The sequence below is a fragment of the Pseudomonas sp. GD04091 genome (assembly GCF_029836165.1).
Lineage (GTDB): Bacteria > Pseudomonadota > Gammaproteobacteria > Pseudomonadales > Pseudomonadaceae > Aquipseudomonas.
Map to the genome: position 1 here is coordinate 264,314 of NZ_JAOEBG010000006.1, position 20,868 is coordinate 285,181.

General features: G+C 53.1%; 25 protein-coding genes and 1 pseudogene. 7 read left to right on the forward strand and 19 right to left on the reverse strand.

What is annotated here, in order from left to right:
* The first annotated feature begins 66 nt into the window (after nt 1-66).
* Nucleotides 67-615, forward strand: coding sequence for a hypothetical protein (locus N7422_RS10775; RefSeq protein ID WP_279806506.1), 549 nt, complete (start codon nt 67-69; stop codon nt 613-615).
* 56 nt (nt 616-671) lie between these two features.
* Here N7422_RS10775 and N7422_RS10780 read toward each other — a convergent pair whose 3' ends face one another.
* Nucleotides 672-1,430 carry a DUF2726 domain-containing protein gene (locus tag N7422_RS10780; protein WP_279806507.1) on the reverse strand — a complete coding sequence of 253 codons (759 nt, stop codon included), beginning with the start codon at nt 1,428-1,430 and terminating at the stop codon, nt 672-674.
* 266 nt (nt 1,431-1,696) lie between these two features.
* Complete coding sequence (locus N7422_RS10785; RefSeq protein WP_279806508.1) at nt 1,697-2,938, reverse strand: DUF4427 domain-containing protein; 1,242 nt, start codon at nt 2,936-2,938, stop codon at nt 1,697-1,699.
* A gap of 480 nt (nt 2,939-3,418) precedes the next feature.
* On the opposite strand from N7422_RS10785, the gene N7422_RS10790 reads away from it, so the two are divergent.
* A complete protein-coding gene (locus N7422_RS10790) occupies nt 3,419-4,012 on the forward strand; it encodes a hypothetical protein (protein ID WP_279806509.1) in 594 nt (197 codons plus the stop codon).
* Nucleotides 4,013-4,017: 5 nt separating this feature from the next.
* Here N7422_RS10790 and N7422_RS10795 read toward each other — a convergent pair whose 3' ends face one another.
* The 6 genes from N7422_RS10795 to N7422_RS10820 all read right to left on the reverse strand — a co-directional run bounded on the left by N7422_RS10795 (nt 4,018) and on the right by N7422_RS10820 (nt 8,191).
* A complete protein-coding gene (locus N7422_RS10795; protein ID WP_279806510.1) occupies nt 4,018-4,284 on the reverse strand; it encodes a hypothetical protein in 267 nt (88 codons plus the stop codon).
* A gap of 37 nt (nt 4,285-4,321) precedes the next feature.
* A complete protein-coding gene (locus N7422_RS10800; RefSeq protein ID WP_279806511.1) occupies nt 4,322-4,813 on the reverse strand; it encodes an NUDIX domain-containing protein in 492 nt (163 codons plus the stop codon).
* A 10-nt stretch (nt 4,814-4,823) separates the two neighbouring features.
* Entirely contained in the window at nt 4,824-5,474 is a 651-nt protein-coding gene (locus N7422_RS10805) for a hypothetical protein (RefSeq protein WP_279806512.1), read from the reverse strand.
* 3 nt (nt 5,475-5,477) lie between these two features.
* Nucleotides 5,478-7,157, reverse strand: coding sequence for an adenylosuccinate synthetase (locus N7422_RS10810; protein WP_279806513.1), 1,680 nt, complete (start codon nt 7,155-7,157; stop codon nt 5,478-5,480).
* A gap of 3 nt (nt 7,158-7,160) precedes the next feature.
* A complete protein-coding gene (locus tag N7422_RS10815) occupies nt 7,161-7,700 on the reverse strand; it encodes an AAA family ATPase (RefSeq protein ID WP_279806514.1) in 540 nt (179 codons plus the stop codon).
* A gap of 290 nt (nt 7,701-7,990) precedes the next feature.
* On the reverse strand, nt 7,991-8,191 hold the full coding sequence (locus tag N7422_RS10820; protein WP_279806515.1) for a hypothetical protein: 201 nt from the start codon (nt 8,189-8,191) through the stop codon (nt 7,991-7,993).
* Between the two features lie 1,074 nt (nt 8,192-9,265).
* Here N7422_RS10820 and N7422_RS10825 point away from each other — a divergent pair.
* Together N7422_RS10825 and N7422_RS10830 are read left to right on the forward strand one after the other, a co-directional pair.
* The gene (locus N7422_RS10825) at nt 9,266-10,027 is read left to right on the forward strand and encodes a hypothetical protein (protein WP_279806516.1); all 762 of its coding nucleotides are present in this window, start codon (nt 9,266-9,268) and stop codon (nt 10,025-10,027) included.
* Entirely contained in the window at nt 10,027-11,154 is a 1,128-nt protein-coding gene (locus N7422_RS10830) for a hypothetical protein (RefSeq protein WP_279806517.1), read from the forward strand. The genes N7422_RS10825 and N7422_RS10830 overlap by 1 nt, the downstream gene beginning before the upstream one ends.
* 131 nt (nt 11,155-11,285) lie before the next feature.
* Here N7422_RS10830 and N7422_RS10835 read toward each other — a convergent pair whose 3' ends face one another.
* The 9 genes and pseudogenes from N7422_RS10835 to N7422_RS10875 all read right to left on the reverse strand — a co-directional run bounded on the left by N7422_RS10835 (nt 11,286) and on the right by N7422_RS10875 (nt 16,553).
* Nucleotides 11,286-11,654 (reverse strand): histone-like nucleoid-structuring protein, MvaT/MvaU family, encoded by a 369-nt coding sequence (locus tag N7422_RS10835; RefSeq protein WP_279806518.1) that lies wholly within the window; start codon nt 11,652-11,654, stop codon nt 11,286-11,288.
* A 73-nt stretch (nt 11,655-11,727) separates the two neighbouring features.
* Nucleotides 11,728-12,906: a hypothetical protein gene (locus N7422_RS10840; protein WP_279806519.1), complete on the reverse strand. Its 1,179-nt coding sequence runs from the start codon at nt 12,904-12,906 to the stop codon at nt 11,728-11,730.
* Entirely contained in the window at nt 12,906-13,232 is a 327-nt protein-coding gene (locus N7422_RS10845; RefSeq protein WP_279806520.1) for a hypothetical protein, read from the reverse strand. The genes N7422_RS10840 and N7422_RS10845 overlap by 1 nt, the downstream gene beginning before the upstream one ends.
* A 128-nt stretch (nt 13,233-13,360) precedes the next feature.
* Nucleotides 13,361-13,570, reverse strand: a complete 210-nt coding sequence (locus tag N7422_RS10850; protein WP_279806545.1) for a hypothetical protein — start codon at nt 13,568-13,570, stop codon at nt 13,361-13,363.
* 158 nt (nt 13,571-13,728) lie between these two features.
* On the reverse strand, nt 13,729-13,938 hold the full coding sequence (locus tag N7422_RS10855; RefSeq protein WP_279806521.1) for a hypothetical protein: 210 nt from the start codon (nt 13,936-13,938) through the stop codon (nt 13,729-13,731).
* A gap of 125 nt (nt 13,939-14,063) precedes the next feature.
* Nucleotides 14,064-14,219 (reverse strand): annotated as a pseudogene (locus tag N7422_RS10860) (DUF4113 domain-containing protein); the annotation flags it as partial.
* Between the two features lie 85 nt (nt 14,220-14,304).
* Nucleotides 14,305-15,753 (reverse strand): hypothetical protein, encoded by a 1,449-nt coding sequence (locus N7422_RS10865; protein ID WP_279806522.1) that lies wholly within the window; start codon nt 15,751-15,753, stop codon nt 14,305-14,307.
* Nucleotides 15,754-15,844: 91 nt separating this feature from the next.
* Nucleotides 15,845-16,156 (reverse strand): hypothetical protein, encoded by a 312-nt coding sequence (locus N7422_RS10870; protein ID WP_279806523.1) that lies wholly within the window; start codon nt 16,154-16,156, stop codon nt 15,845-15,847.
* A gap of 58 nt (nt 16,157-16,214) precedes the next feature.
* On the reverse strand, nt 16,215-16,553 hold the full coding sequence (locus N7422_RS10875; RefSeq protein ID WP_279806524.1) for a hypothetical protein: 339 nt from the start codon (nt 16,551-16,553) through the stop codon (nt 16,215-16,217).
* An 884-nt stretch (nt 16,554-17,437) separates the two neighbouring features.
* On the opposite strand from N7422_RS10875, the gene N7422_RS10880 reads away from it, so the two are divergent.
* Together N7422_RS10880 and N7422_RS10885 are read left to right on the forward strand one after the other, a co-directional pair.
* On the forward strand, nt 17,438-18,022 hold the full coding sequence (locus tag N7422_RS10880; RefSeq protein ID WP_279806525.1) for a DUF6338 family protein: 585 nt from the start codon (nt 17,438-17,440) through the stop codon (nt 18,020-18,022).
* A 576-nt stretch (nt 18,023-18,598) separates the two neighbouring features.
* Nucleotides 18,599-18,955, forward strand: coding sequence for an antitoxin Xre/MbcA/ParS toxin-binding domain-containing protein (locus N7422_RS10885; RefSeq protein WP_279806526.1), 357 nt, complete (start codon nt 18,599-18,601; stop codon nt 18,953-18,955).
* A 92-nt stretch (nt 18,956-19,047) separates the two neighbouring features.
* On the opposite strand, the gene N7422_RS10890 is transcribed toward N7422_RS10885, so the two are convergent.
* The gene (locus tag N7422_RS10890; protein WP_279806527.1) at nt 19,048-19,527 is read right to left on the reverse strand and encodes a hypothetical protein; all 480 of its coding nucleotides are present in this window, start codon (nt 19,525-19,527) and stop codon (nt 19,048-19,050) included.
* A gap of 195 nt (nt 19,528-19,722) precedes the next feature.
* Entirely contained in the window at nt 19,723-19,968 is a 246-nt protein-coding gene (locus N7422_RS10895) for a hypothetical protein (protein ID WP_279806528.1), read from the reverse strand.
* Nucleotides 19,969-20,212: 244 nt separating this feature from the next.
* Between N7422_RS10895 and N7422_RS10900 the strand changes: the two genes are divergently transcribed.
* Complete coding sequence (locus tag N7422_RS10900; protein WP_279806529.1) at nt 20,213-20,857, forward strand: hypothetical protein; 645 nt, start codon at nt 20,213-20,215, stop codon at nt 20,855-20,857.
* Nucleotides 20,858-20,868 lie beyond the last annotated feature (11 nt).

Below are 20,868 nucleotides of genomic sequence, written 5' to 3' on the forward strand. Positions count from 1 at the left end.
GGTAACTTGTAGGTCACCGATAGGCCCTTGGCTGCCCCTTCCCTCGCAACCATCCAGGACAAAGCCATGAACAGCGTCGAGAAGGATTTGGAAGACATCAGAAGGTTGACCAGGATCGCCCTGCCGTCAAGCCATCGCTATGTGTGCAGCCTGGGCGTGGTGGTCTACGCCTTCGCCTCGGTCAGCGGGTTTATGGCTGAAGTGCTCTGCTACATCGATCCACTGCTGGATCGAAAATCTCTGGAGGCCAAGACAGGCGGGCAGCTCGCGGGAGCATTCAAGCAAGGTCTTGAAAAGATCGAACACTCGGCACCCGAAGCCCATGCAGCTGGACTGATCGCGCACGCGCTGTTCTCCACATTGAACGATGAGCGATCGGACGTCATCCATGCTTACCCCATCACTAACGGTTACAACCAGCAGATCCTGCATCGCCGCCTAGACGAGGCCCAAAGCCGGGGTAAACCACCGAAGTATTTTGAGGTCACTCATGAGTTCATGGATAACTTCATCGCTCGGCTGCACCAGGTGAACGACCATCTGTACTGTATCCGTTCGATTCTCAAACCCGAGATAAAAGCTCCAGGATCAGCCCCGCCCCCTCGGCCCAGCTAGGCAGCCCCGCCCCACACAACCAGCCAGCCCAGCAGCCCAGCTACATTGCGCCACAGTCAGAGTTGGCGCATCAGCTCCCGCACCAATCGCTCAAACTCGTCCACGGAAGAGGCCTTGGCATTCAAAGGGCGAATGCGAATGAGCTTCGTATTGGCGGCTCTGAAGATGGCGTCCTTCAGTTGGTCATTGACCTGCGCCTGTGGGTCATCATGAAAGCTACTATCCAGCTCAATGAAGTACTGAGGCACGTATCCACTGGCCACGTCGAACAGAACGTTGTCGACGATGCCCCGGAAGAAATAGGACTTGGCCTGCTCTGACAGCTGATCCTTGATGGCCTGGTAATCGAGGACACAGCTCAAGGCAACGTTCGGGTATGGATGGTGGGTAGGGAAAACCCGGCGTACCGCCTCGTAGAAATTCTGTTCCTGCTTGGATTTGAACAAGCTGATGGTCTTGGGCTTTCCGGGCTTCACCTCTGTGGCACGGACAGTCATGTTTTCCCTCAGACTTGCTGCAACCACTTCAGGCTTGGCATGCAGGAAGGACTGAATGATTTCCTTGGCAAGTGGACGGTGCTGGTGCGTCTGTGCATAGTTGAGGAGCGCCGAATGCTTGGTTGCTTGCATCAGCTTCAGCCGCTCATCAACAAATTGATCGACGAAACTCTGACTGAATCCATGCTGATTCAGCTCGATGATCAGATTGGTAGACTCAAACTGCCTGGAGCGCTCTGCAGGAGGAAGGGGTTCTGCGAAGGTAAAAAACTCGGTCTCAAAGTACCCGGTCATTAGTGTCAGATAGGGATCCTGCACCTTGGCCTTCTTCTTTTAATAAAGCAGCTTGCCAATCGCCTCCCAGTCCTTTTGCGCCAACAACGAAAACCAATGCTCTCTGTCTTCCATGACCGCGCTCCACGGTTACTGCCGTATGTCGCGCTAGCATAGGGCGCAGAAGGAAAATCGTGCAAGGTTAGGTGGAGGTTAAAGCCCCATGCCATGCGCCGTGGATACCCATCTCCTGCCCCTTTACCGACCTGCGACATCGCTAGATGAAACAGCCCTGACAGTCTCGGCCCTGCTCACTCGTTGTCCTCATCTGGCGTTGCCGTGATGAAGTATCCTCCGCCCCAAATCCTGCCAGCGTAGGCTGGATCATCATCGGGGGAATACGAATATTTCACACTGAAATAACTGCTCTTGACCCCGTATTTCTCACGCAGTTGCTCTGATAACGCCAACACGATCTCTTGGCGTTCACGTAGATCCCGCTTCCTGTCAAGTTCGTCCAGCGAGGCGAGGTAACGCCCCTTGTTGTTCGGCTTTACACGGCCAGCCCGCACCAATTTCCTGACGTACGGGTGGCTGTTGTCCTCGAACCAGAGCCAGCAGCCTCCATGTTCTCGCTCAGGTGCCCTGGCGGTCGAGTCCTCAAGCACAATAAGGTGGGTGGAGAAATCCATTGCAGCCAGGCCTGCCTTGAACGCCGGGACAGCCATACAGGATTTGAAGTCAAAGCATGCGCCAGAGAAAGCCGCATGCAACGCTTCCTCATCCAGCCCCTCTAGTGTTGCTGGCAACTGGTCGCAGACGAGGATGTGATCGAACTGCTCTTCGGATACCAATCCCTGATCGATCAAGGTCAGTACGTCGTATTGAAGTCTGCGGGCCGTCGCCATATCGGGCACCACGATACCCAGCCCAGACCACTTTTTCTGAGTGATCTTCAGCCCAGGGATGACATTGCCCTCAAAACCGTTCGCTTCGATCTTCTCGATGTTGCGGCGGTAGTTCCTGGGATATCGCCACCGCCATTCAGGGTGCATAGTCGGCTGGCTGGCCGCAGTCCCTTGATCATTGATGTACCGGTACTGATTGTCGACATCATCTCGCATCATTCCCTCAAGCGAAGACCCATCCAGCAGGCTAGCCTGGCCATTCGACCATTGGACGACCGGCTGAATACCACCCTTCAGAGCAGTCGATAGAGGGAACGTGATGGCGTACTGGGTGACCGCACCATTCTGAGTGGTGAAGCCATCGCGCACGGCGATGAGGTCAGACACACTGAAAGCTGTAAAACACACTGCGGGGTGCTCGCCTTGGATGGTTCGAATGCCGTCTCGAACTCCGTACGTAGGCCAGAGGTGATGCATCCGCACTGCGAGCCTGAGCAGGAGCTCACCCGACCACTCTTCATCATCGCAGTAGGAAGGGAATGATTCAGGGACAAACTCTGGGCACGATGTGCCTACTAGGTCGACAGCACGGAAGTAATGAGCGATACGAGGCACTGTGAAAGTATCATTTTTCTTCTTTGGCATTTCGATGTCTCCTACTCCACGTACTAGGTCGTTTCACCCATCAGAACTTGCCACTGGGAGTGAATAAAAAGCAACCATAGACACAGTTCCAAAACAATGCAAATAGCCTGAACACCTAATGAGCATACCAAAAATTGCATTAATAGATTTATTGACCCAGAAACAATATACAGCACCACACCCGAAACCCCCGCAAAAACCACCCAAAAAAAGCCACACAAAAAAATTATGCTGACTGCAGGGTCAACCAAATCGCAACATATTGATTAACCATTCAATAACACACTGTTTTTTCAGAGCTTTTTGCCAGAGCTAACCAGCGATTCAAAATTATTAAATTACTTTCCTAAGAATTGCTGAATAGTCAATTTTAGAACGCATCACAAATGAAGAACGACAAATCCACCACCACTATCTTGACACCTCACCAAACCTGACCTTCAGTACATAAGACAATCAATAGCCACATGATGAGCAGAAATGATCTACTCCAAGGTTCTTCGCGTCATACATGAGCAGCCCATGAATGAACATGGCCAAGAGGCGTACACTGTGTTCATTACTACTCACAACTTCAATCTAGATTTACAGCCTGGGGCCAGAGTATTAATTCAGAAATTCGCGGTGCTTTGGAACGACTGCGTCGACATGCGCATTGTTGCGATGATCGAGAGAGGCCTTATTCAAGGTGTGCTTCCCCCCCTCAAACTACTGGGCGTCACGGGGAGCTTCTTGAACGTTGTGTACGACTCCTCGATCAATGCGACAGCCTATATGCGCTTCGAACAAGCCTGGCGGGAGATTGCCTATAACGCGTGGGGTGACTCTTGGGTTGCGAACTTCGTTCGGGAGACGCAGATTCATGACACGAACGCTCGCGACCGTAGCTTCTGCATCGATGCTGACGGCATTATCTGGGGCCATGGACTTGGCATCTGGGAATTCGATGGAGACAGGCTGCACCACTTCAATGGTTACAGGCTAGCAAACTCACAGGCTTCAGCAGCTTGCGATGCCCTGCCTCAATCAGGCCCAGACCTAGATTTCAAGTTTGACGACGAACCGCCCTTCTAGGGCGCTCATCTGGAGGGTGCACTGCCCTCGCGGAAGACTCGCCACTTAGGACGGGTAATGAGATCACTGAAGCGTTGGCGATGATGCCCCAGCATGCGTAGCTGGTATTCAGAGAAAGCCTTCCAGAGTGACTCCCATTCTAGCCTCAAGCGCTCAATTTCTTCCTCGGGCCGGTTCGCCGCCATCGCCTCGTAGTAGAGCTTCAACGCCTCCAAGGCGCTGGCCGTCAGCGGGTCTTGGGCATCTAAAATCGGTAACAACGTCTTCGCCATCCTCTTGTCCTTCGATCCTCAGGGTCAGCTCGCCGTATCACGGGCGACCGTGATCACCGATTGGAACTGCCGGTGGTAGGTTTTCAAGAGCCGTGGCAAACAGGCTTTGCAAGCCATGCGGAAACACGTCCTCCTGAATGGATGCGAGTTCCGCTTCTGACCACCACCTTGCCTCATGAACGGCCTCCCGCTCCTGAACAGACCACAACCCCCTCGAACACAGCTCTGCTTGGACGCGAACCACGAAGTATTGCTCTGACGCGATCACCTGCTCACCATCCGGCATCTGCCAAGGAAACTCACGGAGAGCTACACATTGACCGACTGACTGAATCTGTATCCCCGTTTCTTCGTACAGTTCGCGAATAGCAGCTGTCTCAAATGTTTCGTCGTCCCGCAACTGCCCACCCGGTGTAGCCCAGTAGCATCTGCCTGCCAACACGCCGCTGCAATACCGTATGTTGAAAAGCAATAGCCGGTTTGCCTCGCTGATCAGCAAAATACGGGAGGCTAAACGGCGTCGTACCATATGCCAGCCCCTATCCAATCACGCCTAGTACTTCACTGCCCTGCATTCGCCGTACCTCCACTACGAAGTCAGCAATGTTCGGGACGGCGTAGTCGACCACCAGCTCAACAACCTTTTTCACTGGTTTGCCTGAACGGTTCACAGGGTAATCGGGAATTCTGCAGAAAATATCCCTACCGCGCCGATGCGGCATGGGCCAGGTGTTGCCTGAATTCATGTGGCATAGCCATATGCTTCGCGCATACGCCGGGATGAAAGACGCCGAGTCTAATGTCAGGACATCGTGCTCAAGCTTCCGGTAGTCACGCGCCCCCAAGAGATTGTGCAACCTAGTCTCTTCGGCCCAAAAAAATACCTTGTTGTTGATCAACTCATACCATTCTCGCGGCGTCGTCCCATCTGTGAGCGCCTGCAGCAACCGCCCTTCCGGCATAGGCTTCTGATCTCGAAGCACAATGTCCGAAGGATCGCCATGCCTCACATTCATCTTCTGGCCTCGGTGCTCGCTCTCGAACTGTGAACGCTCAACTCCCGTAACATCGAGGTGATCCAGGACTGCTGTAGCGCTCATCAGCCCGCGCTTGCGAATACTGTCCCAGGCGCCGCGCTCTGCCATGTGATAGACCCGAGGGTAAAGTTCGATTAGCTTGTTTACATCCATGTCTTACCTCCGCCCTGAGCGCCCAGTCCAATTGCGTCGATCGATCAAGGATCTCAGATCGCTGTGATCCGGCTCGCGGGGAAACCGGGTGTTTATCAAGGACACAGGCGCTTGCGCAACGCGCTCTAGCTCCTCAACGAATTTAATTGTGTCGGCATCAAGCTGTTCGAACCGCCTTGCATTACCATTGGTCGATTTGAGGTAATCAGCAAAGGTCAAGACGATGTCGGTTGGTGCATTTAGCGCGCATGCCTTTCGAAACTGATCCCACTCGAACCAGCCGACGCGCCGGTATCTGCGGGTAGTTGACGTCTTCTCCGCTTCGTTCAAGGCCTTTGCATCAAGGCCTGCCCGCTGTGCAATAACATCAAAAGTCGTCGCATGCTTCAGCGTTCCAGAGGTGTGACCTTTGTTCCCGTCAGGATCGCCCACACGGATAGGCATAGGACGGATAACCATCAATATTTTCCGTATCCTGCTGGGTGATATGCCTGCCTCTGCAATGCAACCCGCGACGTTAGTGTCTCTCGATGTCACGTGGGGGTAATCGCCGTGAAAAATGCTGAGCCCACTACCCTGGGTACCTTCGAGCAGAATGGACTGTCCGCTTCGATAGGATTCTTCCAGGCGATCTGAGGTGCAACCGTGGTAATTTCCGGGTATCCCGACGTAGGGTTCAAGCTCTTTCACATCCCGAGCGAACCTGATCTCCTTTCCTCTGTTCAAAATGCGCCGAGCAGCCGCTGCTCCACTTCCGCTACCAGTGGAGGCAATGGTAGAGACTAGATGCCCTCCCTTTTCTGTCTCGATATCCTGATCCTCAATAATGATGGCTTGAGGATCGATGAACAGCCTGTCTGCACCGATTGAGCATTCTTTGATCTCCGTCAGAAGTCCCGGCAGGTGGATTGTCATGCCAGGGCCCAGCAACAGACGCGCGCTTACATCACGCGCTCCCGAGGGTAAGTGGTGGTACGTGTAGGCGCCGGCAGAACTGGCCACTGTATGCCCCGCGTTTGGCCCACCTACGCGGACGATAACGTCATACTCACGGGCCAGGTAGGAGACAATGTTGCCTTTACCCTCGCTTCCATATTGACCACCGATGAGGACATCAACACATCTAATTTCGGGCGGGGTGTATAGATGTAGTCGAGCAGCAACGCGTACGAGCGTATCTTTCGCGTCGGAGCGGTCGGTGAAGATACGTACATCGGCATCTGCCTTCAGCGCGCTGATTTGCGCCTGATCCTTGAGTTGGTTGACTTCATCGTACGACAGGGTAGGAGCAGCATCAGGAGCGCGTGCCGCGAAACGTTCTCGCAGAGTGGGTTCACTGGCGTAAAGATGGACATGAATCAGGTTTCCGCCAAACGCCTGGCGGAACTGAATCACCTGTTCTAGTGAGTCCAGATGATCAACCACCAATGGCCGACCATCATGGCCATCCGCACAAATTGCTTTGGTGGCTTCCAGCATCCATTGCGTTTGTTCGCTTTCCCCCAGCTCCCGCCGCCGATCAATCAAACTGGTTTGAGGCGTGCTGAGGCTCCACTCGGCTGCTTGTGACACGCGACGTTCGCAAATCACCTCAAAACCAAATTCTTTTTCAAGCAAGCGTGCAAGGCCGCTTTTGCCGCTACACGCTTTGCCAGTGATCACAACGATCTGACGACTTTCCATGCGCTAATGCTCCCAGAGTTCCAGTATCTGATTGGCGATGTCAAAAAGATTGAGTTCCTCGGTGTTCACCACCTTGTCAGCGATACATTCGAGCGACCGCGCGCTCTGCTCATTGGGGTGGTTAACGCTGGATTGATACAGCGCAAGCTGATCGGCTCCGCGCTCAGCGTATCTACGCTGAAGAACCGACTCGGGTGCAGTCACGTGAACATGCCTTACCGCGTTTCTGAAGTGCAGCCTAAACAGCTCCACCTGACGGGCCTTGCGCACTGCATCCAGCAACCAACTCTCGGTATTTGGACGCGCGTCGATTGCTGGTCTGGCGACCGATTCAATTAGCCAGGAAAAATCTGTGGCGCTATCCAGTGCATCGCCAAGCTCCTGGAGGTTATGGCGGTCATTGGGCTCATCTCGGGCGGCCAGCTGCGCCCGAAGAAAGCTGCCGCTGCTTATTGCTTCGAACCCATGGTGTGCTTTCAAGCATTCGGAAACGGAGGTTTTGCCGCTAGCCATCGGGCCACTTAAAAGAAGTAGACGCTTCACCTGCGGGGATCCCTCTCCATAACACGCAATTTTTTGCTAAAGCGTAGCTGCTTTCTCACCTCACGATGGCTTTTTGACATGAAGTGCGAGCGGTGAGCGGTGACCTGGCTTCTCCCCGGATGGAAACAGCCATAAAAGCACCGCGCAGCCTACTGAGCCAGATCGGTATTTGCCTTAGGACTCCAAGGATATTGGAACAGTCAGCTTCGACCTCGCTGGCTGGAAAACTCACGGTGGCTTCCACCACCGCTCGGGGCAAAGCAACTTGGAGAATTCAACGCGTTTGCCTTCTAATTCAGTTGGAGCACCATACCCGGCAGCTCGTCCACTTCACTGACAACCTCGCCATCCAGCCCTGGCAAAAAATTGCTTTGGCCCCCTCCTTCCGTTGCAGAAGCAAACGGGGTCTGCAGCGTCACCGCCATGACGACGACCAAATTGCTTTTCGGCATTGCCACCAACAGCGCATGCCAATGCGTTTGGTCGCCCATCACCCTCGCCTCCGGCGCAACCTACCGTGCCATCTCGACGCAAAATGCTTTGCTTTAGCACCCTGAATTTGCATTGGATCGCAGCAAAAGGCGAGAAACACAACGTTATCCAATTAGCTTGGCAGCAGGCTCTGCCTCAATTGGTTACCAAACCGGTGCGACGTATAACGGAGCACCGGTTCGCGCGACCGTTTGCAACACTGCGAACCGTGCACGCTTGCCAAATCAATTGCCTAACTATTAATACTGGCGTAGCAAATTTCATTTCACAATGAACGCTGTGGCACGCATGGCGAGAATCAATAACCCATTTGGACGGCGGTCATGCATCGTGAGGCTGGCAGAATCGACGCATAGGCAATGACGCATACCACCTGTGACAACAGAAAATGTGTATCGCTTGGAATATACTTGGACGCGCAACAATCCAATTGGGTTTTTAGCATCTCAGCAAAAATCCGATTGAATGTTCAGAATTGTAAATGACAGCGCGCAAAATCAATTCGCAGCTAATAACAAAGATATTTCTTGCCCAGTGGTAGTAATTACCATCCCAAGCTGACGCTCTATTAATGGCCCGGGCGGGCGCACCACATCAATGAACGAAAATAAAGAAATAAATGCCCTTCGCCCGGGCGCGCCACACCTACAACGCATAACAATTATTTGCAAGCTCACTGACAGTGGATGGCTCGCCACAAAATGTGAGGAAACACCATCAAAAAGTGTACTTTTACACAATAAGTGGATCCGAGCCCTTGAAACTCGCGGCCTCTACCGATTTCTTGAAATTAGTGCTTGCCGAGCAGAGTTTTCTCGCTAGGATATTGTTCAAACAGCGTTCAATGGTTAGCCGACAGGCAGGCCTCGTCGCACCGGTAAAAAACTAATTGGGGAGTACTGCTAGTGGGTGAATGGTCGAAAAGTGTGGGGGAGCACGGTGAGGACATTGTCTCAGCGTTCTTGAACCTGATCGGTTGGAAGGCAGCGATTCAGAACATGGATGTGGCTTGCATCCGACCTACCCCACACCAGGTTTCAAGCTCCGCACGGTCTTCCCATGGAATCGACTTCGTGTACTCAGACCGCTCACCTCTGGAGGATGGAGTCTTCAAGCATTTTTGCATCTCGTCGAAGTTTTCAACACAAGCCTACCCCGCCTCTCCTACAAATCAGTTTAAAAGCCATTTCATCGACCTGGCCATGGCCATGGAATGTTTCAAGCGCTCACAGCAACGCAGGGATATCAACACTGGTAGGACAGGCATCAGCACCGAGGTGATATCAGGCGTCTTGTTCTGGATCAACGACAAAAACGCCAAGGATCACGACGTGGTATCTGAGGTGGCCAGCTGCCGGATGCTCGACGAATTCAATTACGGCACTATCTACGTGGTAGATAACAAGCGGGCCAGCTTCCTATACGAAGCCATCACCTTCATGCGCAATGCCTACGGTGCCGCCAGCGTCAAATTCCTGTACCCCGCGACAGGCAAGAATGTCGACCCATCCCAGCGGGTAACCTCGGGTGATGTGCTACCTGCTGAATATCTCACCAGCGGAATCATTCCCTTCTTCATCACCGATGGCGCCGCCAAGAAACTGGCTGTGTGCTGTGACGACACCTTCAGTGAGGAGGGTATGCGCCGGCTGATCGGGTATCTCAGCTCTGTTGCACTGGATTACCCACAGCAGGTGCTGATCTGCTTCCCTGACTACAACTTCAGCCAACACAGTCGCCAAGCCGCTTTGGCTAAAGCGTCGATTGCTAACAAAGACTTCGCCGACCTGGTGGAAGTGATCAGCTACCGTTCCGATTTCCGGAGTATTGTGTAATGCAGATTGATGATGAAAACGCCATCCTGCCCCAAGGGGAAAGCTTGCGCAGCTACTTGGTTCAGCCATTCGTATCCAAAGGTGATCTGAAAACCCTGCTCCGCCGACGTGGCGTTTTTACCTCGCTGCAGGACAAGGAGCAGAGCATTCCTGCATTGACGCTGTCGCTGCTCAAGCCTAGCGAATTTGTCGAGCTCCAGCAGCTTTACACCGCTAAGGAAGACAACCCGAAGATCACCACCCAGATAATCGAGTGGGCCGGTACTGAAACGTTGATTAGCAGCATCCCGGACGACCTTGACGTGAACAAGGTCTTGGATTTGGACTTCGAGAATTTCAAAGTTTTGAACGCCCCAAGCTTCTATCCGGTACCTGGCAGCCTAGATGCGATTCGGATGGATTTTGAAATTGAGCGTCTCGACCGCTCCAAAAGCTGGGCAGATTCACGCAAGCGGTTCAAGGCTTCGATCGAGATTCAAAAAAACAAGTCCAAGGACGAGCTGATCGTGATCAGCACCCACACAGCCCCTGAGACCAAACAGACGAACCGCGCCGTTACCAAGCATCTCATCAGCCACTTCAAGGAACACGGCCAGATCGCCCAAAAAGCCAAGGTTCGCCAGATTCGATTCTGCGATTTCACTAACGCCAAACGATTTGACTATCTATTGGGCCTGACCAGGGACAGCCGCTATGCAACCGTCTCGTTCGTGGAGGTTGTAGACATCGGCTTGGTGCCCGATGAGGAACAATCGTTACCTGAAACGCTGGGTTGGATGGAAGAGCGCATACGCGGCCTCGATCTGCGCGGGGTAGGCCTAGAGGACTCTGATTTCTTGGCCAACGCAAAATACCGGACGTGCTTGCTCATTCACCGCCTAGACGCCAAATTTCGCTTTAGCCTCCTCGGTTTAGATGGGAATTGCGTTATTTCATTGAGCTTCCCTGAATTCAACAACGGTCAAAACCGCGACAGCGAAATTGAACTGAGAATTAAAAACATCGATTTTGATGACCCCCGTCGAGGCTTAGACAAAAATGAGGCGAAGCAGATGATTTTGAAGGAGCTGGAGTTCGAGAAAATCGAGACGTTCAAAGCGCTATCAAAGCTCGAAGAATCCGCTTGAACGCGAAGGTTAGTCAATCCTTGAGCTGTGTTGGGCGTGCTGAATGCAGTCAAGCGGGTTGCGCTGACGCGTAACGCGCTTTGCCTGGCGTATCGCAGAAAAGCCCCGCTAAGCGGGGCTGTGAACGCTAATTATTGAATCCAGGATTCGACTTTGGCAACGCCGTACTTCGCTTTCCACTCTTTCAGAATTTTGTGATTACCACCCTTGGTTTGAATCACTTCACCGCTTTCTGGATTTTTATACTGCTTGACCTGGCGAGCCCGGCGCTGCGACTTCTCTGGAACAACAGCAGAAGCTGCATCACGTCGTCCCGACTGAGGATCCAGGATGTTAATGATGTCACGTAGGCTGTAACCATATTTACTCAACAGGTCACGTAGTTTGGTCTCAAACTCGATCTCTTTCTGAAGCTCACTGCTGCCTTTCAAAGCCTCCAGTTCAGCCAGCTGGGCGGCCAATTTTTGCTCAAGTTGACGAAACTCTGCAAGACGCGACATGTGAATGCTCCATAATGTGTAGATGGTCTTGAGAGAATCCTAACGCAGTTAAAGTTCAAACCCAAATGAAAATTCACGGCCACCAGTCATCGACTTGCTTACTGCTGCTCCAGTAGCCGTATTCTGAGTTTGGCAATTCAACGGACAGCTCAATGACTTTAGAAATATCCACTTTTAATGGATCAAGCAGCTCAACTTGTTGTGTAGCCCAGCTAACCCACATCGCCATTGCCATCTGAGTTGCTTCGTCCGGAGGCGAGCCTTCGACTGTCGCCCGGATGAACGCTCGCAGCCGCTGAGCGCGCTCCCAGCTTTCTAGATTTTTCATCAAATTCTGGCGCAGTTTGTCCAAGCGACGCTGCTGATCAATACCCTCTTTGCGCACCCGCTCCTCTTCGGCCCATCGGCGGCGACTTGCCTCATCGGATAATCGTTGGGCTTTCACGGAAGAGGCAATACGAACTAGACCTGTCAGGATTTGACCGAGCTTCGACTCAAGCTTTCCTGTCTTGCTGTCAGTCCAAGTTTTTTGAATCAGAACCTCAGATCGTGCATCGACGATGACGGAAAATATACCAGTTGGCTCCCACCCGAAGCGAGCGGCTCTCATCGCGGCAAAGTCAGGCTCCCATAGCTGTCCAGGCTTGAGAGGTTTGGGAGGGGGCGGTGGAATATCGAAGCGTTTTATGCGCTCCTGGATTGTGATCAGTAGCTCCTCCCCGTCGACTCGCACGAAACTACCTTTATTACCAACACCCCAGGAGTACCCCAACGACTCGCTGGCTTTGATCAAGCTGTCATAGAGAAGCGCGCAGCGATCCACCTCATTCCGGGATATGTGCGAGCTCAATACCTTTGTTTTGTCAAACACCAGTGCACCGTTGATGTCCTTGGCCTTGCTCGCTGCACCAAGCCATTTTTTTACCAACGGATGGGGGGCGGATAACTCCGTTGGCACGATCAACATCTTAGGGTCTTTGACTACATTCTCTGGCTTCAGCCTGGCAGCCTTCTCGACATTTAGAACATGAAACGTGATTGCCGTGGTAGAGGCTGGGGGCTTTGGACGACGCGGGCGTTTCGAGGCTGGCTTGGCCCAGTGGCCCCGGGTGGGCAACGTAATCCCCGCTTTGCGGCAGGCCTTCGAAAAGCCCACATCTGAAACACCAATTTCCTTAGCGATGATGAGGACAGGTCGCTCCCACACCATTTCAAAAAGCTGTTGAGGTGTGAAGGTCTTTTCGACGTACATTACTCATCCCTTGTGGCATCCAAAGCGTTGTACCAATCAGCGTATGGCGAAAGGTCTACCCGACATCGATTGTAGTCAGGGCTGCCGTCGTCCCACCAAACGGGCCCCCGCTCGCCCAGTTCCACTTTGGCGGCATTCACTCGCGCACGCGCAGATTTGAACATGCTCGAATCGTCAGCGCGCTTAGCCCTTTTGACATCTCGTCGAGCATCCATCAGGTCATGGACAAGGCGCTGCCGCTCGCATTCACTCAACGAAGGGTTCGTGCAGCGCCAGAGCTGACCTTTGACAACAAAATAGCGTCCGTCTGGTGTCGTTGGATGCATAGATTAGATCTCGTGAGCATTACACCAAGGACACCAGAGATGACTCAAAGGCTGCACGCTAGATGAATTCGGGCCGCTACTGCATCACATCTGGGGGGGGGAAACAAACGTTATGGCGTATAGCATCGCTAATGGTTGGGCTTGGCTGGGCCACCAAGGACGCGAAGCTGATAGTCAGTAACGGCCTGAAACTGATGTTCAGCGAGCAGCCGTAAACGCTCAAGCTCCGCCCCGGTAATACCTTCGGCTTGTGCTTGGTGATACCGTTTCAAAGCCTTTATAGCGTCCGAGTACATTGGATGGTCAGGAGGCAGAACGCTGTTGAGATCCTTCGCCATCATGATAGGCCTCTGCGTCTACGGGATTAGCTGTACCACAGCCTTAAATACATTAGCTACTGCGGCGGCGGTACGGGCTTACGGAGGTGAGATCTAACTAAGAACTGCCTCGCAATCGGGATTGCTAGGCGAACGGCCTGACGACGGCAATTTCCGGATTAGTGCACTGGTTCGCCTAGAGTACCGGCCTTGTGCAGTTGATAGTCAATCACGGTCTGGTACAGGTGATCCGCCTCAATGCGAAGGCGCTCAAGATCGGCGTCGTCTCGGCCTTGGGCCATTGCCTCGTTGTAGACCCTGATGGCCTCCAGCGCCTGCTTCAGTAGAGGTTCACCTGCCTCCGCCATTCCCAGCAGTGTTCGTTTCATCTGCTTGCCTCCGCACTCACTCAATGCCGCGCTCTAAGGTACAGCTTACAGCCCCTTCGGGGGGTTATGCGATGTGAAGCAGGCGAATGTACCCAATCGCTTCGCGCGCAGAAATTGGAAGAGCATCATTTACAGTAAACAGTCCAAAGCTCATCCACCCGGGTAGTGAAGCTCTGGCTCATCATCTCCCGGCGCATACCCCAGCCCGGATCGATAGGCACGCTCGCCAGCCGCATCGTACCCCTTCCCCACCTGTCATTCACTGCATCAAGCACGCCCATGTAGGCAAGGTTTGCTTGCCGCCCTCCCTGTTGATAGGACTACCGGGCATAGCTTGCTGAATGCGGCAAGGTAAGCGCCTACCACTTAGCTCGGCCTGCCCTTATCACCCGATTCAGCAGTAGAAGTGCCAGTAGTTTTTCCCTCAATTTTCCTTTCCCTCTTTTCCAGCGCAGGAATCAACTCAGGCTTCATTCCTCCACACTCCACAATTTGACGAGCCTCCTCAGGGTGGCCAAGATAACTCGTAAGGCTTCCGCCAATGAGCACCTCTCGCTCACGCAACGCCTCAACTTCTGATGAAGCACCTGATTTATCAACCAGGCCGGCATAAGGTGATGACATCATCTTCACGGCAGATAGCGTGAATGGATAGGTTACTTCTTCAAGATGATAGGCTTGATTTTGCGAAAGAAGATCATTGAGCTCGTTAGCTTCGGCCATCACACTAGGTGCGACCTTATGCCGACGCATGATCAGTGCCGAGGCAATAACTTGTGCTTTCATTGCCGATAAGCTTGGATAGATATAGCTACTTAGCGAATGGTAATACTCAAGCTGCTGGACAGCGGCAGACTTAAGGAGCTGCCTAAGGTTATCGGTAATGAGATGGTCACTCTGCTTTTTGCAGAAATTGAGCATATCTTTTCTATATACATCTTCATACGCAGCAGTTAGCGCACTAGCACGGCGCCCTTGGTGGTAATACGACCCAAGAATATCCACCATGCTCGTCATTTTTTCGAAAACCTCTGGATCTATGTCCAGAACAATCTTCTGCAGGTTTTCCCGCATGGCCAACAACTGCTTTCCCACTGGCATCGTGCAATAGTGGTCAAACTCGAAAGAGGACAAGAAAATATCTTTATCCATCTCATTCTGGCAGTTCGAGTAAGCTTCGCTTAAGCGATCATTTTGTTGAATAAATCTTTGCACCCCAACGCCAGTATCACCGTGAATTCGATTCGTTGCGGCGCGCTGATTTACGTATTCAAAGCCTCCGTAGCCACCCATTAAAATCAGGCTGAATAGGGCACCCGCCCGAAAGACCCAGTGCCAAGTGCTTGTCTTGGTGGCAGTATGAGGGTAATAGGATCTCTGGATCGTTTCATGCCTGCGAATGACATCTTCTATGGATTGCCATCCCCAGACCTCCACAGCAAATTCGCCTTTGGCCTGATGGGCTTGCGTGATTTCAAGAGCCCGGTCGCTAAGTCTTGTGTCGTCAGGTGAGCTCGTGAGGATCACAAAAAGATCAATTTTGAATTTAAAATCACGCGCTTTGTTTACCGCCTTGGTGACGTCGCCTGGGCTCAGGGCGGCACCGTATCCCCCATCCTTGCTTTTACTCTGAATGGCTATGAGTCGGCCATCGAGCGTGTAGGCGTAGGAGTCGATACCCCCCTGCCCTTGGCCGTTGCGCCCGTAGCTGTGGAAATCAATGCCGAAGTGAGCGCTTGCGACCGCTACGGATAGACGCTGAAATTGCTGCCAGTCGGCAGGGATACTGTACTGGGCAGCATGGTGGGCGGTCATACAACTCTCTTAACTGTACGCGGGCATTGGAACTGCGGCAGGGGGTCATCGTGAGCAGTGCTCAGGTGGCCAGAGCGGGCGATCCGATAGTTCAAACCTGCACCGGCTCGATTGAAGCAACTTCAAAATAGCGAAATTTCTTTTTTTTCGCCGCAGCTTTTGCCTCCGCTTCAGCGATCAAAGTGCTAAGGGTGTTGGCATCGTGGACGAAGACCTCTTCAGGGCCTTCAAATACTTTTGCTACGCGGAGTTTAACCCGTAGTCGCGTAGACAGCGGTTTTGACACAGCGGCTTTGGTAAGGGGTGATAGCGATGCCGCCGGTTGAACCCCTTGTCTTGAAGCCGCCCCAGCACTGCCGAAGAGCGCCAGGCGCATCTCTTGTTCACTCAGTGTCTCGCTCATTCCATTCATCTCTACGTTCACTGGGGACTAACAACGAGGGGGCACTGGGACGTCTTTCTCAGACACCAACATCACCCGCAAAAAGAGCATCCCTTAGATCGGGGGTTTCCTGCCGCTCCAGCACGATCCTGCGAAGCAGGTATTCGTGCAAGTGGGAACGAAGGCGAGCGCGGATCTCGACATACAAGTCAGATTGCCCTCCGCTATTGCTCGGCCAGCGACGACCTAAGGCCTGGGTCAACAACTGTAACCCCTCACGACCAACCGTGTTGTAGTGCACCCGCGTCAGCTCATCGAAGCCGGGTGATCGGTTGTAGCCAGCAAGTGCATCATCCAATACAAGGGCCAGGGAATCGCCGTAAACCTCCCAGGCCCTCTCCCATACGCGTTCTTCCACAGAACCGCCCACTCACAAACCTCAAACCGTTGGGAACAATTGGCCACAATCGCGCTCAGGATGCTGAAAGCGAACCAGGCGACGCCGTTGACCAGGATCTTCAGGTGAATTAGCCAACCTTACGGGCCAGTGCCAGAGCCTGAATCCTGCTGATCACCAGCGAGTCAATATACCGAAAAAGCCACCGCGTATGACTCGCCTGGCTCAAACTAAAATGCCGGCCACGTTCATCCACGCCTGTGTTGTACGAGGTTGGCAAAATCTAGGCGCACTGACCCTCCTCAAAATTTTCGTAAGTCAGTTCGCTTTTTGTGATCAAAGGCAAAGCAGTGGCCTCCGGCCCAAAAGACGATCTCCCGGCAGAGCCCTCGCCTCGCCTTTCGGCAAGGCGACTCAGGAGCGAAAAGCTTGAAAATCAAAGGCGACAAGCGAGGCCATTGCATCACATCAGAACCAGGCATTGCGGGGGGCCTGAGTGCGTAGCTTTTTTCTTGTCTTCAAATACAAGAACTCCGTCTCGCTTAAAAATTTTCAAGAGGGGGGGGTAGCCAAAATGGCGCGATTGAACAAACAGTGTCGCAAATAAACATTCTTTGTCTGAGCTTGTCCCGCGATCTCGGCTTCAGCGTTACGTTTGGCTCACGTAAGTGCTACCGCCAGGCCTGCACTCCTTCACTCCAATCAGGCCCCAATGCGCATGACAGATTCGCAGCCATATCCCGATCGACCTCATCATGAGTCAATCAAGTTAATGGTCAACACGACGTTGAGCTTGACCAGGACGCAGCCCAAGACAAGGTCGGAGATCCGAGACCTCTTCGTCCCATGGTGGACAGTTTGATGGCACACTGTGGTATTACTAAGAATGGTTTACCGGGGAAGATATGGACATTTGGGCAGCCGATAAGCTGATCCTGTTTATCGCATTTGTCATTCCGGGCTTCATCAGCATCAAGTGCTATCAGCTCTTCCACCCAGGGGTGATACGCAATGCGGCAGACCAGGTGGTCGATGCCATTGCGTACAGCTGCATCAACTACGCGCTGTTCCTCTGGTTGATTTTCGCGGTAGAGGAAAGCGCGCTGCGTACTGCACACCCAATGCTTTACGGGATGTTCTACGTGGTGGTTCTGCTGGTAGGCCCCGTGATCTGGGCGGTCATGTGGCGGTGGATGCGATCCTGGGAGGTGTTTCAGAGGAATGCCCCTCACCCTACTGCCAAGCCTTGGGATTTTGTTTTTCAACAGCGCAAGCCCTACTGGGTGATCGTGCATCTCAAGGGCGGCGGTACGATCGGCGGGCTTTACGGCGGACAGTCGTTTGCATCCAGCGCCCCGGCGACCGAGCAGATTTACCTTGAGCAAGAATGGATAGTTGAGGATGGTGGCCTGATCCGTGCTGTAGAATCCAGCGCAGGTGTCCTGGTCAGTGGTTCAGAGATATCTCACATCGAATTTCGACAATTCTGAGGGCAATAGCATGAGCGAGAACCGGCAGAGAATTGGTAATGGGTATCAGCCTGAACTCTTGAAAAAGGGTTACCAACCTATAGAGCATGCGCCGCTGAACCGCCCAGAGCCAGGGGCCGGGTACCAGCCGACTAGCCAAGGCGATAACCCTTCGAATACCCCTACTCCACCTAAAGGTCGCTGAGAATTGTAATTGTTCAAAGGATAAGTCGACGTCGATTCGAGGCCCATGGACGGGCACACGCTCGCTGAAAACTAAGCTAAAGCTTAGATTTCCTCGCGTCTCGCCTCTGCAACCGCCAAATCTAAGCTTTAGTTTAGTTTTCACAGGTGAAGCATGGAAATTACTGAAGTAGACGAGACCCATTGCGAGGGGCGCCAGCCATCCTGTGAGGACGTTACAGCAACAGCTCGACATGATTTGCCTCTATGTCCAAATCGGATGATCACTGCACTTGAAGCTGTCCGAGGCACAGGCTCTGCGCTAGAGCTGCTGCGCGAGCACCTGCACGTTCAAGGTCGGCCCGTCACTGGGCTGGCTCGTTTGACCGTTGATCTTGGCTTGAAGGAGTTCAGATGCTCATTTTGCTCGATCTAAACGTAAACGACGCCGAGGCTCTCTTGCGCCACTGTAAAGAGCACCAACCAAACAGTGACGATTTTCGAGAGGACGCCCGGGTCAGAGAGGCGCTGGAGACGCTCGAAACCGCGTTGGACAATGCGATGCGTTCGTCGCTGGGAAATGGCGAGTTGAAAGAAGCGATCGCCCCCCGCCTGCTTGATGCAGCAGCTGAGTTGTTTGGTGATCAGAACCTCGCGATTGATTGGCTATCGCGACCTTTGCGAGTCCTGGGCCAAAAACGCCCGATTGATCTGCCCGTCCAAGACGCCATCGAGCTGATTGGGCGCTTGGAAAATGGTTATGGCGCCTGAAAAACCTTCGGTCTTGATTGATCCACTAGTGAGAGACCGATGATACATCGACCAGACTGAGCCGAACCCAGCGTTGCGCCCCAAGGCTCTGGTCACACACTGTTAGCCCGGCCACCACTTGATCGCTTGAAATTTACCAGGGCATCAAAGGCCTCTTTGCTCGACATACCATCTTTCAACCGCGCCGCTAAAAATTCTGCATCCAGCGCAGCGGGGTCAAATTGCTCGCGGGCAAACCTTACAAGGTCAAGCCAGAGCCCCTGCGGTAGAGCTGTCCGCTGGCTGTCACAACACCCATAAGCAGGGAGACTGATCAGACGAGGCTCCAGGTTAGTTATCTCGTCACAAGCACGGCTTAAGACGCTGAAGAGTACATCGCTCATCTCGACTGGGGAATGATGCGGACAGCGCATGAAAATTTGGATGGGCGCATCAATATCGACCTTGTGAAGAGCGGTCAGGCGCTGCACTTCAATCTCAAAGGCCCCAGCCCCAACGGTTGCTACCAGCCGTTCAACAACTTCCAATTGGGATCGCTCACGATCCTCAAATCCACTAATCTGCTGCTCCATCAATATTGGCTCCAACCATCACGAATGCACATTGTAGTGGCCACCTTCTCAGTCGAGCACAGCCTTCTGGCTGGACTTCCGTCCCACCCTGGTAAATCGCAGCCCTTCGCTTTCACATGAGGCAACAGTCCACTTTCATCAGACATACATGCTCACGTTCATGCGCGTGAGCCGCCGTTGCCCCGGGAAGCGCATTCAGTCATCACCATAGGCATCATAGGCCTGTTTATCATCGTTGCAGAAACCCATGGTTGCGCTAACTTCGGTTGCTGATAGAAGCGCAAGCGACTCCCCCATGGGCAGCGGAGGAACGGTTGTACTTGCGTTTACGCGCTTTAACTTCAACTGCTCAAGCATCCACTGACCAGCTGCATCGAATTCAACCATCATGGTCGTGAACTCTTCTTCAGTCAGGGCCTTGAATGATTTGCCACCCATCATAGAGCCTCCGTTGGTGAGTCGGCCTCATCGCCTACCGCTCGCTGGACTGCCGCAGTTCGACGCACGATTTCTAATCTTTTACAGTGACATTCATTTAGCACTGGCAATGCTGGAGAGATCGCAAAAATCTTTACCCTTGAATCTATAGCCCGTCGGGCAAAACGGACGCTGGGCGGTGGACGCAAAGCCACACCCCCAAGCGCTGAACCACCCCGTATCCAAACCCTAAATGGACATTTCCGGCATGGCTAATCTACGTAACTCACTCCCTCCAGGACGAGAAACCTTCGCCCAAGACCCTTTTGCACACAGCGCACTAGGTGCGATGAAGTGGGAAACCGCGAGCTTGTATGCTGGCTATCCTCTCGATCCATCCATCACACCCTTGAGTGAGCAATTGAAGAACCCTGTGCTCTGGATGACCCAGGCGCATGCTATGTCTGAGGCGGCATCAGCAGTGCTTCTCAAGGAACAGCGATTTTCAGAGATGCCTCTTTCCGTCCGAGCGGTCTGTGAGAGCCAGTACTGCGCGATTGCTATGATGCTCATTGGCTACAGCCTTGAAGTGAGTCTCAAGGCGATGATCATCGTCGAGAAGGGGATCGAGGGTTACACCCAGATGGGCAAGAAAACTCTGCATCACCGGCTAGATGACCTTGCCTCGTTCCTGCCCGACCTCTCAAAGAAAGATAGAGCCATTCTTCGGGGGCTCAGCCACTTCGTCAGCTGGGCTGGTCGATATCCAGATCCAGGTACGGGGAAGGAGCATAAGCTTGAGGAAATTTTCGACTTGGGCGAAAAGCACCAAGTGACAGCTTTCGACCTCTTCAACGTGTCCAGTCGAGTGATGAGGCACGCGCAGACAGTTGTGAGTCAAGCCCTGGATTAAGAGCTGTGTGA

Coding starts and splice junctions, on each gene's coding strand:
- N7422_RS10775 (WP_279806506.1), top strand. CDS start 67: ATGAACAGCGTCGAGAAGGATTTGGAAGACATCAGAAGGTTGACCAGG.
- N7422_RS10785 (WP_279806508.1), bottom strand. CDS start 2,938: ATGCCAAAGAAGAAAAATGATACTTTCACAGTGCCTCGTATCGCTCAT.
- N7422_RS10790 (WP_279806509.1), top strand. CDS start 3,419: ATGATCTACTCCAAGGTTCTTCGCGTCATACATGAGCAGCCCATGAAT.
- N7422_RS10795 (WP_279806510.1), bottom strand. CDS start 4,284: ATGGCGAAGACGTTGTTACCGATTTTAGATGCCCAAGACCCGCTGACG.
- N7422_RS10800 (WP_279806511.1), bottom strand. CDS start 4,813: ATGGTACGACGCCGTTTAGCCTCCCGTATTTTGCTGATCAGCGAGGCA.
- N7422_RS10805 (WP_279806512.1), bottom strand. CDS start 5,474: ATGGATGTAAACAAGCTAATCGAACTTTACCCTCGGGTCTATCACATG.
- N7422_RS10810 (WP_279806513.1), bottom strand. CDS start 7,157: ATGGAAAGTCGTCAGATCGTTGTGATCACTGGCAAAGCGTGTAGCGGC.
- N7422_RS10820 (WP_279806515.1), bottom strand. CDS start 8,191: ATGGGCGACCAAACGCATTGGCATGCGCTGTTGGTGGCAATGCCGAAA.
- N7422_RS10830 (WP_279806517.1), top strand. CDS start 10,027: ATGCAGATTGATGATGAAAACGCCATCCTGCCCCAAGGGGAAAGCTTG.
- N7422_RS10835 (WP_279806518.1), bottom strand. CDS start 11,654: ATGTCGCGTCTTGCAGAGTTTCGTCAACTTGAGCAAAAATTGGCCGCC.
- N7422_RS10840 (WP_279806519.1), bottom strand. CDS start 12,906: ATGTACGTCGAAAAGACCTTCACACCTCAACAGCTTTTTGAAATGGTG.
- N7422_RS10845 (WP_279806520.1), bottom strand. CDS start 13,232: ATGCATCCAACGACACCAGACGGACGCTATTTTGTTGTCAAAGGTCAG.
- N7422_RS10850 (WP_279806545.1), bottom strand. CDS start 13,570: ATGGCGAAGGATCTCAACAGCGTTCTGCCTCCTGACCATCCAATGTAC.
- N7422_RS10855 (WP_279806521.1), bottom strand. CDS start 13,938: ATGAAACGAACACTGCTGGGAATGGCGGAGGCAGGTGAACCTCTACTG.
- N7422_RS10865 (WP_279806522.1), bottom strand. CDS start 15,753: ATGACCGCCCACCATGCTGCCCAGTACAGTATCCCTGCCGACTGGCAG.
- N7422_RS10870 (WP_279806523.1), bottom strand. CDS start 16,156: ATGAGCGAGACACTGAGTGAACAAGAGATGCGCCTGGCGCTCTTCGGC.
- N7422_RS10880 (WP_279806525.1), top strand. CDS start 17,438: ATGGACATTTGGGCAGCCGATAAGCTGATCCTGTTTATCGCATTTGTC.
- N7422_RS10885 (WP_279806526.1), top strand. CDS start 18,599: ATGCTCATTTTGCTCGATCTAAACGTAAACGACGCCGAGGCTCTCTTG.
- N7422_RS10890 (WP_279806527.1), bottom strand. CDS start 19,527: ATGGAGCAGCAGATTAGTGGATTTGAGGATCGTGAGCGATCCCAATTG.
- N7422_RS10895 (WP_279806528.1), bottom strand. CDS start 19,968: ATGATGGGTGGCAAATCATTCAAGGCCCTGACTGAAGAAGAGTTCACG.
- N7422_RS10900 (WP_279806529.1), top strand. CDS start 20,213: ATGGCTAATCTACGTAACTCACTCCCTCCAGGACGAGAAACCTTCGCC.